We start from the raw sequence: 12316 nt of genomic DNA on the forward strand, positions 1-12316 counted from the left end.
TTAACGAATAATATATATTATGTAAAGTTAATTTTCTATATTATGGGAGGAAACAATGTTCGAATTTTTTACTGAAATAGGAAACAGAATTATAAATGGCGGATTCAAAATGCATTTGGTAGTTTTCTTCATTAGTTTAGCGTTAGGCATTATCATACTACGGTTGGTATTTTCTAAACTCCTCAAAATAATTGCAAACAGAACAAAAATTTCTTATCCTCTGCTAGAGCAAACATTTAGGGGAATACCTACCTTGCTAGGCATTCTCATTGGCCTTTACGCTGTCATGGAAATCCTAACAATTCCGCCGAGGCCGCTACTCTTTGTTCAGGGCTTGTTCCATTCTATTACCATTCTGTCCGTGACCCTTATGGTCGCCCATTTGGGCTCTGGATATCTTAAACACAAGCTCGGAAAAACATCCAAAAACTTCGCTTCCACTTCGATCATAGTCACGGCAATCGATTTGACCGTTTATGCCATCGGCATATTGATTTTGCTTGAATCTTTTGGAGTTTCGATATCTCCGTTGATCACTGCTTTGGGTGTTGGCGGTTTGGCTACAGCTTTGGCATTGCAGGACACGTTGGCGAATTTATTTTCTGGCATCAACATTCTAGTGTCCAAACAAATCAAGATGGGTGACTTCGTTAGGCTATCAAGCGGCGAAGAGGGCCATGTGGTAGACATGAATTGGCGCAATACCACAATAAAAACCCCTACTGAGAACATGGCTGTCGTACCCAACAAAACAATCGCTTCCGCCATAATCACCAATTATGCCCAGCCCTTTGCTGAATGTTCTATCTCAATCCCTATAGGAGTCAGTTATGAAAGTGATTTGGATCATGTAGAAGAAGTTACTGCCGCGGTTGCAAAAGAAATTCTCCAAGAAACTGAGGGAGGCATCAAAAATTTCGAACCCTTTATCCGGTATGGCAGTTTCGGTGGGGCCAGTATTAATTTCAATGTTATTCTTCGGGTAAAGACCGTAACGGATCAGCACCTCGTTCGCCACGAATTCATCAAGAGAATTTATAAACGTTACCAACAGGAGGGAATAATAATTCCGATTCAAAAATGAACCGACTTGTCGTCTTGGAAATATTACTGCAAAAGAAATGATTGGTAAGGTCGCGGCTTGTCTTCATCATTCCCGAGCTGAAATTTAAAAGTTATAAAATAAAGCTCACGCTTGCCATTTGGCAAACGTGAGCTTTAAAATTTTTATCGTGGCACCGTAAAGTATCTCTATTTTTTTTCAGTGAAATAGTAAAGTAATGCGGCAATTGGCATACTAAGTCCTAACATAGAAGCAAGCATCCAGCCACCGGAGGCATATGCCCAGCCGCCTAAGGAAGAACCAATTGCTCCACCAATAAAGAAAACTGCCATGAATACGCCATTTAAGCGTCCGCGTATTTCGTTTCCTAGAGAATAAATTGTCCGCTGACCGAGAACGAGATTACCCGATACTGCCATATCCAACATAATAGCTGCAACGACTAGTATAGCTAAAGCAATTGCTGAGTCATCTTGAACAATAAGGGGAAGTAAAAAGGATACAGCGGCAATTACGATTGCAGAACCAGTTAATACTCGTGTCCAACCCTTATCAGCTAACCTTCCTGCAATAGGAGCTGCTATAGCACCAGACACACCAGCTAATGCAAAGAGTGCAATGCCTTGTTGTGATAAATGAAAATGATTCGTTAGCCATAAAGGAACTACTGTCCAAAACAGACTAAAAGCACCGAACAAACAAGCTTGGTAGAAGGCTCGACGACGCAAAATACTCTTGGTTTTAAAAAGTAACCACAAAGAACCAATTAATTCACCATAATTCATGGTAGGCGAAGGTTTGCGCTCAGGAAGAACAAGGGCTAACAAAACCGTCAATACAGTTGTAATGATGGCAGAGAGAGCAAAGACTGCCTGCCATCCCCAAAGATCAGTAATAAAGCTGGCTATAGGCCGGGCAAGCATAATTCCAAGCAACAGTCCACTCATTATATTTCCTACCACTTGGCCTCGCCGCTCTTCCGTTGCTAAATGGGCGGCATATGGTACTAATATTTGAGCTGCGACTGAGCCGAGTCCGATAAACATTGCTGTCACAAGAAACAACAGCGCATTATGTGCCAAAGATGCTGCGACTAATGCACAAATCACGACTGCTAATGCAGATACAACTAACCGTCGATTTTCAATGAGATCGCTAAGTGGAACAATAAATAATAAACCAATAACATAGCCAACTTGGGTTAATGTTACAATTAATCCTGCTGACGCTGCAGAAAGATTCGTATCTACACTGATGAGCCCAATTAAAGGTTGTGCATAATAAAGATTGGCAACAATAACCCCGCATGCAATTGCTAATAAAAGTGTAACCCAATTTGGGACTGTATTCGTTTTCGTTTGTACGTGATTCATATGGTGATCCCTTCCTTAGTTTTCATTTTATCTAAAACTGAACGTTCAGTTTCTATAAACATATTATAAACTGAACGTTTAGTATTGTAAAGAAAAACTTTCTTTTCTTGAGATAAAATATTTAGTATACTGTACGTATAGTTTTATTGATGATTTCTTGTATAATATATAAAGAAGGTGTTTTCTTGGAGAAGAAAAAAGGGCGTCCCCGTAATATCGAAACAGAAAAAGCGATTCTTGCTGCTTCCTACGACTTATTACTTGAAAATGGTTTTGGAACTGTAACTGTAGATAAAATTGCAGAAAGAGCCAAGGTAAGTAAAGCCACAATTTATAAATGGTGGCCTAATAAAGCGGCTGTTGTAATGGACGGCTTTTTATCTGCTGCTATGGCAAGGCTTCCAGTACCGGATACAGGATCAGCGATTACTGATATCGTTATACAAGCGACTAATTTAGCTCGATTTTTAACTAGCCGTGAAGGAAAAGTAATCAATGAATTAATTGCAGAAGGGCAAGCTGATTTAAAGTTGGCTGAGGAATATCGATTAAGATATTTCAATCCGCGACGATTGGATTCGCGGCGCATTTTAGAACGAGGCGTGCAGCGAGGCGAATTGAAGAAAGACCTCAATATTGAATTGTGCATTGACCTAATTTACGGACCTCTTTTTTATCGATTATTAGTTACAGGTGAAAAGTTAGATGAATCTGTTATAGAAGTTTTAGTTAACTATGCTTTTGAGGGAATTAAGTCAAAGTAAGTGAAGACTCCAAAATATAACAGAAAAATATAACGAGTATATATGACAAACTCCTGCAGAGCAAGCTAGCTTTGCAGGGGGTTGTATTTTAATAATTAAAAGAATAGAAGGAACTGTAAAAGTATGTCACAATTTTCTGTGTTTTCTATTGATTAAATTAGAATCTTAGTTTATAATGAAGAAAACTTGTATGAAGAGTAACAACTGACAAGTTGGAAGAGAATAGAGGGTATTATTAATTGCAAATTCTTAAAGCAAATATTACACAACAAGTTATTGAATATTTAAAGAAAAATATTGAGAATGGTACCTGGGCAGTTGGAGAAAAAATTCCTTCCGAAAATAATCTAACGGAAATTCTAGGTGTAAGCCGAGCAAGTGTAAGGGTAGCAATTCAACAGTTTATTGCCTTAGATGCTTTGCAGAGTATTCAAGGAAAAGGTACATTTGTAAAGACGAATAATATTACGGGAGTTGGTAGTAACTTAAATGCAATTGATGAAGCTAACTATGATGATATAATCCAAGTTTTAGAATTTAGAAGAATTATTGAGACTGAATGTGCGTATATTGCTGCTCAACAGGCAACAGATGAAACGATAAACAACCTAAAGAGATATCTGGGAAATATGAAAGATAGTATTGATCAATCCGAAGAGTTTGTTAAGCAAGACATGCTTTTTCATGAAGAAATTTGTCATGCTACTGGTAATCGTTTGTTGGAAAATTGTTTAAAAGATGTTTTTCAGCAGACGGCGAAAAACCACAAACAGATGAATGAAGCGTTTGGCTACAATGATGGAATCTACTATCATACTTTACTGTTGAAGGCGATTCAAAATAAGGATGCTAGAAAAGCAAAGAATTTGATGAAAGAGCATTTGCAGCAAGCCATAGAGCGTCTAAAGTAAGAATAAAGAAATATTTTATATATTTTTTTATTCTTACTTGTCAGACGACTAACGACTTACATCTGAAATCGAATTTTGTTACTATTAAAAGGAGGAAAAAATGGATACTAAAATTACTGATATTAAAGTTATTCTTACAGCACCTGAGGGAATCAATCTAATTGTCGTAAAAGTAGAAACAAACCAGGATGGATTATACGGTTTAGGCTGTGCAACTTTTGCCTATCGACATGTAGCAGTTAAGTGCGTGATTGAAGAATATTTAAAGCCGCTTCTAGTTGGCAAAAGCGCAGAGAAAATCGAAGAATTGTGGCAGTTGATGCATCAAAATGCCTATTGGCGTAATGGACCGATTGAAAACAATGCTATCTCTGGTGTGGATATGGCGCTGTGGGATATCAAGGGAAAAATGGCAAATATGCCATTGTATCAATTATTTGGTGGTAAGTGTCGCGAGGGAGTGCCTATTTATCGTCACGCTGATGGCAAAGATTTAAACGAATTATGCGAGAATATCCAAAAGTATAAAGAGCAAGGCATAACTCATATTCGCTGTCAAAGTGGCGGTTATGGTGGCAGTGGTTATGGCAAGGCGCCTGCTAATTCACCTATTGGTGCATTAGATGGAATTTACCTTGACAACAAAAAATATATGCGGGATACGTTAAAGTTATTTGATGGTATTCGTAGTAAAATCGGATTTGATATTGCCTTGTGTCATGATGTACATGAGCGGTTAAAACCAATTGAGGCCATTAAATTTGCATGTGAGCTAGAACAATATGACTTGTTTTTTTTGGAAGATGCTATTCCACTAGAAGAGGGTGAATGGATACGGCAACTTCGGGCTAAGACTACAATTCCGCTGGCTCAGGGAGAATTATTTAACAATCCATATGAATGGAAGACTTTGATTACTGACCGGTTAATTGATTATATTCGAGTTCATATCAGTCAAATTGGTGGTATTACGGCAGGCCGAAAATTACAGATTTTTGCTGAGCAGTTTGGTGTAAGAACTGCGTGGCATGGTCCAGGTGATATGTCACCATTAGCGCATGCGGCTAATATTCATATTGATTTAGCTGCTCCTAATTTTGGGGTGCAGGAGTGGTCAGGAACTGAGCCACCGAATTTTGTCATACAAGAGTTAAAAGGACCAAGGGAAGCTTTGCTCGATGTATTTCCTGGTATGCCAGAGTATAAGAATGGTTATGTATATGCAAATGATAAGCCGGGTTTAGGGGTTGATATTAATGAAGCCGAAGCAGCAAAATACCCCTGTGAAAATACAGTGACAACATGGACGCAGACAAGGATGATTGATGGGACACTAAATACTCCGTGAGAACGGAAACCTTTAAGAAAATTTATATAATTTAAGGAGGTATTTTGTGATGAACGTAATTTCACAGACAACGCAACCAGAAAAAGCTACTAAAAAACGTTTTATGGTCGGTTTTCTTCTCTTTCTTGGTGTTATAATCAACTACATGGATCGCAGTAATATTTCATTAGCCGCACCGTTGTTAGGAAAGGACTTAAATCTGGACTCGGTACAAATGGGCCTTATCTTTTCTGCTTTTGGATGGTCATACGCTATTTTGCAAATTCCAGGCGGATTAATTGTAGATCGTATCAAGCCTCGGATTTTGTATGCAGTTCTACTAGGCGGATGGTCTATTGCTACCTGTTTTCAAGCTTTGGTAAATGGATTTTCCGCACTTTTTGGTTTACGTGTAGTTCTTGGCACCTTTGAAGCTCCTTCTTATCCAACGAATAACCGAGTTGTTACCTCATGGTTTCCTGAGCAAGAACGAGCTACTTCTACTGCCTTCTATACATCAGGACAGTATGTAGGTATTGCCTTTTTTACTCCAATGCTAGTGTATATCCAAAATACTTTCGGCTGGCGGGGAATGCTTTTCTTTACAGGGGCTCTTGGTGTTATCTACAGCATTGCCTGGTATATTTTCTATCGTGATCCCAAGGACAGTAAAGCAAATGAAGCTGAACTTAATTATATCCGCCAGGGTGGTGGTCTAGTTGATATGGATGGAAAAGAAAAGGTTAGAAAAGCAAGTTGGTCACAGTTAAAGTATGTGTTGAAAAACCGCAATATTTGGGGTGTATTTATTGCCCAGTTTTGTCTCTCTTCGATTCTTTGGTTTTTCTTAACCTGGTTTCCCACTTATCTAGTTCAATATCGCGGTATGACTTTTATAAAAATGGGTTTTATGGCTTCTCTACCCTTTTTAGCGGCTTATGTTGGTATATTATCTTCAGGATTTATTTCGGACTATCTTATAAAACGTGGCCATTCCATTGGTTTTGCCCGCAAAATACCTATTGTTACTGGCCTTATCTTAGCGACTTCTATCGTAGGTGCTAACTATGTTCAAGATCAAACCTACGTTATCATGTTTATGGCATTAGCATTCTTTGGAAATGGGTTGGCGTCTATTACTTGGGTTTTTGTGTCTGCTTTGGCACCATCTCATCTAATAGGTCTTACTGGCGGGATGTTTAATTTTATGGGAAATCTTTCTGCGATTGCTGTGCCTATTATTATCGGAATTTTAGCAAAAGGCGGAAATTTCGAACCAGCATTGGTGTTTATTAGTTCGTTGGCCTTGATTGGGGCATTGTCTTATATCTTTATTGTCGGAAAAGTCGAGCGTATTGTGGTTCCTGAAGAATAGGAATCTTCACATATAAAATGAAAAGGATGGTGTCGAACAATGAAAGAAATCGTGATTACAAAACCCCATGAATATGCAATAAGAGAGGTGCCAATTCCGGAACTAGCCAATGATTATGAAGTATTGGTACAAATGAAAGCTGCTGGTGTATGTGGTTCTGATCATCACATTTATCATGGAGCAAATCCCTGTTCTACCTACCCGAGAATTCCAGGTCATGAAAATGCAGGGGTAATTGCCAAGGTTGGTTCAAAAGTGACGAAGGTTAAAGTGGGGGACAGAGTTGTAGTTGACTTGATTATAACTTGTGGCGAATGCTACCAGTGTAAAATCGGCAGAGAAAATGTATGCGAGAATGTGCGGGTACGTGGTAGCGGCGCAGATGGTGGTTTTAGAGAATACTTTACAGCACCGGAAGACGATGTGTATGTATTTCCCGAGTCCATTCCTTTTAAAGATGCCGCATTAATTGAACCATATGCTATCGGCGCACACTGTACTGCAAGAGGTAGATTAGTATCCGAGGATATCGTGTTTATATTGGGTACAGGAACAATCGGCTCGATTATTCTGCAAACCTGCAAAGCAAAAGGCTGCACAGTAATTTGTTGTGATGTTAACGATGAAACACTAGAACGAGCCAAAGGTTATGGTGCAGATTATATTATTAACAGCAAGAAGGAAAATATAGTGCAACGAGTGCAGGAATTTACCAAGGGGAAAGGCGTTACAATTGCCTTTGATTCTGCCTGCTTCCAAGGATCATTGACTTCTCTATTTGAAGTTGGTCTTGTGCGCAACGCTGGTCGGATTGTAAGTTTAGGTTTTGTCAGTGCACCAGAAGCTATTTCACAAGCCATGTTAAATCAGCGTGAGCTTGACTTGATTGGTTCAAGAATGTCTTCTTATCAGTTTGAACCTACAATTGAGAAATTTGCTAATCACGAATTTAACTTAGAAGGCATTGCGACAACCTTTATTAAATTCAGTGAAATCGAAAAAATGTTTTATTATATGGATAATCCTGATCCTAAAGTGAAAAAAATGGTTCTTTTATTTGAATAAAGAAGGGGTGCTATTATGAAAATGTTTAATATCAAAGGTAAAAAAGCGATTGTAACAGGAGGTAGTAGAGGCCTGGGCTATGGAATGGCGGAAGGACTGTTAGAAGCTGGTTGTGAAGTGGCAATTATTGGTTCCTCTGATAAAACCTTTGCAGCAGCAGCGGCATTTGCTGAAAAAGGCTATAAATGTTATGGCGTAAAAGCAGATTTAAGAGATAGGGTAGACAATCATCGCGCTTTTGCTGATTGTCTAGCAGCACTTGGCGGTGATTTGGATATTCTGGTGACCGCGGCAGGCATCCAACGAAGACATAGTGCAGAGGATTTTCCCATTGAGGAATGGGATGAGGTTATGAGTATCAATCTACATTCGGTATTTATTATGTGCCAATTAGCAGGACGCATTATGCTTAAGAAGGGCTATGGGAAGATTATTAATGTTGCCTCCATGGCCTCCTTCTTTGGCGGGCAAACAGTTCCAGCTTACTCAGCAGCTAAGGGAGGCGTGGCACAGCTTACCAAGGAAATGTCAAATGATTGGGTAGGTAGAGGTGTTAATGTCAATGCCATCGCCCCTGGCTACATGGCAACAGACATGAATGAAGCAATCATAAATAATGAGACAAGATACCAACAAATTTCGGAGCGGATTCCTGCAGGTCGATGGGGGACTGGCGATGATATGAAAGGGGCAGTAATTTATTTGGCTTCAGCGGCAAGTGACTATGTAAGTGGAGCGATTATTCCTGTTGATGGTGGTTATCTAGTAAAGTAGCCTAGAATGTTAGAATTAAATGCAATTTTTATGATGATAAACCTGAACTTAATGTGAATACAATAAGCTCTTCGAAGATTACAGATATCCAAGGAAACAATATGTAACGACAAACGCTTGCAAAGCAGCCTAGCATTGCAGGCGTTTTGTATTTTAGTGGTAGTGGAATAGAAATTTAGGAAACTTTTTCAAAGACTCAAAAAGAACCATTCCTGTGATTTTACGTAGTCCTTCTAATGTATATTTATTTCCTAATTATCTCAAACTACATTTGATAGAATACAGGGAGGTGTTTTAAGTTGCAGCAAAATAGTCTTACTCAAAAGGAACGCGCTTACTTGAAAGATGCGCTTGAATTGGAAAACCTTTGTATCGCGAAATATGGTGTTTATGCTGACCAATGTGCGGACCATGAATTAAAAAATATGATGTTTAGTATTGCTAAAAATAAACGTCATAATGCTAATATGATTAAGCAAGAACTTGGTAATTCCGAGTTCCTGTATCAATAGTAGGGAGGCTAGATAATGGACAACCCAAGGCAATCTCAACCAATGAGCAGAAATCGGCTTTCAGACCGCGATATGTTGCTGGATTTGGTGATTACGGAAAAACATTTATCAAGACTGTATGATCAAGGTGTGTTAGAATCTACCTCACCTATGATATCTAATACTTTTGAACGATTACAGGATAGTAGTCATGATAACGCTCGCACTATTTTTACGGCTATGCAGGGGCGTGGCTGGTATAATCCAGAACGTACTGGGAGAAGTGAGCGTCTCTCAAGAGGACCACAAAAGCAATCCAGCGAATTTTTTGACACAACTGCTGACAGTAAATATGCGGTATCTTCTGGTACAAAAAGATTTGGTAGGCACTTGCCTCGTGAACAGCGGTCTGGTAAATCCGGTATATTTGCTAATCAAAAGCAAGAAATAGATTCCTTGGATTGGCAGTACAGAAGCTAAGTTGGCACTTATTAAGAATAAAGAGCTGCTGCAAAATAGGTTTTTAAACCTATTAGCAGCAGCTTTTTATTTTTTCAAATCAGCATTTTTGAATTGAGTGAGTATAAATTCTTCGTCACTAAATTAATTGATAAAATAACCCGTGGTTTGAGCAATGGAAATATAGTTTGCCGTGCCCTTGCTTATGAAAGCGAAACTGCATATTCCATTCAGGATATTGCTTTACAATAATCACTCTATCACCCGTGACATAAGCAACAAAAGTAATAGAATGCTCTTTTTTCATCTCATGGGCTGATGTGACATACAGTTCGTCTTCTACAGGCTCTATATTTAGCAAATGGCTTTCCGATGCTTTTTCTGCAACTAAAGCTTCCATTCTTTTGCCGCAACATGAAATATTGGCATCTCCTGTTGCTGTCATAAGGTTATTACACTGGGGGCAGACATAAAATGTAAGCTTTTTCATATTCCCTCCAATTGTTTCGTTTAATTCAATTTTACCTGATAGAATTTCTTCAATATTGACGCCAAGTATTTGTGAAAGTTCTGGAAGTAATGATACATCGGGACATCCAAGACCACGTTCCCATTTACTTATTGCTTTGTCGCTGATGTTCATTAAATCAGCTAATTGCTTTTGCGTCATATCTTTTTCTTTTCGCAGGTTATATATTAACTTACCAATTTTATCGCAATTCATTAGTATCACCTCCGAACTCTAGTTTAGAGCATATTTAAAATACTATCAATAAACGAACCGTAGAGTAAGATTGGAATGAAAGGGGGAAAACTGTGATCATTATTTAGATAGTATAATCAAATTTCCCACCAATGATTATTTGATGCGTCAAAAAAGATAATTAAAATCCTGCTAATAATAATGAAAATTAGCAGAAGTTTGGCCATTTATATTAAGTATATAAATAGAAAGTATAATACTTTCAGGTACCTACTTGTAATTATTTTGATTACATTCTATTATTATAGCGTAGCATGTTACGAGTAAGAGAAAACGGAGTAGTGAGATATCTTGACTCTGCTAAACTGCGAGGATAATCTTATATATATTGAAATATAGAATAATAGATAGTTTAAACGTGATATTAGCTCGCATACAAATAGGTGCATATACACTTATAAGGGTAGTTATGTCACAGAGAAAATTAATGGAGGTATTACAATGAAAGATGTAATCAAAAATGCAATTAAAAAGTATGTGCTGGAAAGTAAAAGTAATTGGTCTGAGGAAATTAATGACCATTGGTTTGATGAACCAATTATAAAATTTGCATCTGCAGATGATCCTTTATTTGAAGAGTATAAAAAAATAATTGGTAATTATCATTTAACTCCAAGAGAAGTGTTTGAGTTAGTTTTTGGCGAAGGTACCTATAATGGGGGAACAGTTATAAGTGTTGTATTACCGATTAATGAAAAGATTAGAAAAAGTAACGGGATGCAAACCGAATGGCCATCAAAAGAATGGGCACTGCTTCGCACTTTTCAAGTAATGTATTTCAGGGAAATAACTAAGTATATAGAGAATTTTTTAAATGAAAGAGGATATAGAACGATATCCCCTTATCATTCTGAATGGTTTAAAAAAATTGACGAACCGGATTCAGGGAAAGCTCTAGGGCCAACGTCAAATTGGTCAGAACGTCACATAGCTTATGCAGCTGGACTGGGTACTTTTTCAATAAATGATGCTTTTATTACAGAAAAAGGAATTGCAATCAAGTTGGTTTCAGTTGTAACGGAATTAAAACTAACTCCAGATATTAGAACAGCTAAAAATCATACCGAAAATTGCCTGCTATGCAGCAAGGGGATTTGTGGAGCTTGCATTAAACGCTGTCCTGTTAATGCTATATCTAAAGAAGGTCATGATAAAATCAAGTGTTATAAATATGCTTACGGAGAAGAAGCAAAAAAATTAGCTGCGTCTTATGGCGGAAATTATGCAGTAGGGGCAGGCTGTGGTTTATGCCAGACTAGTGTACCTTGCGAAGGTAAAAATCCAATAAAAAGCAATTACTAAGTTGAATCTTTTTGAATCTCTGTATTTCTAATAGTAAGAGCGCCAACGCATCTGAACTGCGCCCTTAAAAGTAGACATATCTAAAAAAAACTCACTTGGAATTGTCAAGAAAAACTAGACACAGAGTTAAGTGATTTTTATGAATTTAACTCTTTAAATTGGGCAGGGGAAAGATATCCAAGAGAGGAATGCATTCTCTTTGTTTTTTATTTCATATTGAAAATTATAAATTGTGCTTCTATGACCTGGAAACGCACTTTCTCCATATTCTTCATATTCACTTATCCAACGATGCAGGCTATTGTAATGGATAGATAATTCCTTTGCAACTTCAGAGCCAGACATCGCATGTTCCACAACGAATTTTACTGCAGTCATCTTAAATTGACGATCATAACTTCTTCTACTCATAAACTCTCACCTTTTTCTCTTATCTTAGTGTCCAGTTTATCATACCAAATCCAAACACTTTACGTAGCACTGAGGGGACATATTTTTTAGAAATACTATAAACATGTATACAAGAAACAAATTTGGAAAATATTGATAAAATAAGAATTATATGGTATTATTTGCTAGTGTTTATTTTAGCAACGAAGCTTAAAGGTACAAGGAATATCTTTAAGCTTTTTTATTTGCTAAGGTAATC

The 12316-nt window shown here is 37.7% G+C and carries 13 protein-coding genes; 10 read left to right on the plus strand and 3 right to left on the minus strand.

Going from position 1 to position 12316, the window contains the following annotated elements; translation table 11 throughout:
• The first annotated feature begins 55 nt into the window (after positions 1-55).
• Positions 56-1084, plus strand: a complete 1029-nt coding sequence (locus QSJ81_RS04345) for a mechanosensitive ion channel family protein (protein ID WP_285716194.1) — start codon at positions 56-58, stop codon at positions 1082-1084.
• Positions 1085-1251: 167 nt separating this feature from the next.
• Here the strand turns inward: QSJ81_RS04345 and QSJ81_RS04350 are convergent, their stop codons facing one another.
• Complete coding sequence (locus QSJ81_RS04350) at positions 1252-2436, minus strand: MFS transporter (RefSeq protein ID WP_285716195.1); 1185 nt, start codon at positions 2434-2436, stop codon at positions 1252-1254.
• A 185-nt stretch (positions 2437-2621) separates the two neighbouring features.
• On the opposite strand from QSJ81_RS04350, the gene QSJ81_RS04355 reads away from it, so the two are divergent.
• From QSJ81_RS04355 to QSJ81_RS04390, 8 genes are all read left to right on the plus strand, one after another.
• Positions 2622-3200: a TetR/AcrR family transcriptional regulator gene (locus tag QSJ81_RS04355; RefSeq protein WP_285716196.1), complete on the plus strand. Its 579-nt coding sequence runs from the start codon at positions 2622-2624 to the stop codon at positions 3198-3200.
• 239 nt (positions 3201-3439) lie between these two features.
• Positions 3440-4111, plus strand: a complete 672-nt coding sequence (locus tag QSJ81_RS04360) for a FadR/GntR family transcriptional regulator (RefSeq protein WP_285716197.1) — start codon at positions 3440-3442, stop codon at positions 4109-4111.
• Between the two features lie 100 nt (positions 4112-4211).
• Positions 4212-5459, plus strand: coding sequence for an enolase C-terminal domain-like protein (locus tag QSJ81_RS04365; protein ID WP_285716198.1), 1248 nt, complete (start codon positions 4212-4214; stop codon positions 5457-5459).
• 49 nt (positions 5460-5508) lie between these two features.
• Complete coding sequence (locus QSJ81_RS04370; RefSeq protein WP_285716656.1) at positions 5509-6813, plus strand: MFS transporter; 1305 nt, start codon at positions 5509-5511, stop codon at positions 6811-6813.
• Between the two features lie 39 nt (positions 6814-6852).
• The gene (locus QSJ81_RS04375) at positions 6853-7878 is read left to right on the plus strand and encodes an alcohol dehydrogenase catalytic domain-containing protein (RefSeq protein ID WP_285716199.1); all 1026 of its coding nucleotides are present in this window, start codon (positions 6853-6855) and stop codon (positions 7876-7878) included.
• 15 nt (positions 7879-7893) lie between these two features.
• Complete coding sequence (locus QSJ81_RS04380; protein ID WP_285716200.1) at positions 7894-8652, plus strand: SDR family oxidoreductase; 759 nt, start codon at positions 7894-7896, stop codon at positions 8650-8652.
• 299 nt (positions 8653-8951) lie between these two features.
• The gene (locus tag QSJ81_RS04385) at positions 8952-9164 is read left to right on the plus strand and encodes a hypothetical protein (RefSeq protein WP_285716201.1); all 213 of its coding nucleotides are present in this window, start codon (positions 8952-8954) and stop codon (positions 9162-9164) included.
• 15 nt (positions 9165-9179) lie between these two features.
• On the plus strand, positions 9180-9623 hold the full coding sequence (locus QSJ81_RS04390) for a spore coat protein (protein ID WP_285716202.1): 444 nt from the start codon (positions 9180-9182) through the stop codon (positions 9621-9623).
• A 118-nt stretch (positions 9624-9741) separates the two neighbouring features.
• On the opposite strand, the gene QSJ81_RS04395 is transcribed toward QSJ81_RS04390, so the two are convergent.
• A complete protein-coding gene (locus QSJ81_RS04395) occupies positions 9742-10326 on the minus strand; it encodes a helix-turn-helix domain-containing protein (RefSeq protein WP_285716203.1) in 585 nt (194 codons plus the stop codon).
• Positions 10327-10806: 480 nt separating this feature from the next.
• Between QSJ81_RS04395 and QSJ81_RS04400 the strand changes: the two genes are divergently transcribed.
• Positions 10807-11667, plus strand: a complete 861-nt coding sequence (locus QSJ81_RS04400) for an epoxyqueuosine reductase (RefSeq protein WP_285716204.1) — start codon at positions 10807-10809, stop codon at positions 11665-11667.
• Between the two features lie 153 nt (positions 11668-11820).
• Here the strand turns inward: QSJ81_RS04400 and QSJ81_RS04405 are convergent, their stop codons facing one another.
• The gene (locus tag QSJ81_RS04405) at positions 11821-12078 is read right to left on the minus strand and encodes a transposase (RefSeq protein ID WP_285716205.1); all 258 of its coding nucleotides are present in this window, start codon (positions 12076-12078) and stop codon (positions 11821-11823) included.
• Positions 12079-12316 lie beyond the last annotated feature (238 nt).

Source organism: Pelosinus sp. IPA-1, assembly GCF_030269905.1.
GTDB lineage: Bacteria > Bacillota > Negativicutes > DSM-13327 > DSM-13327 > Pelosinus.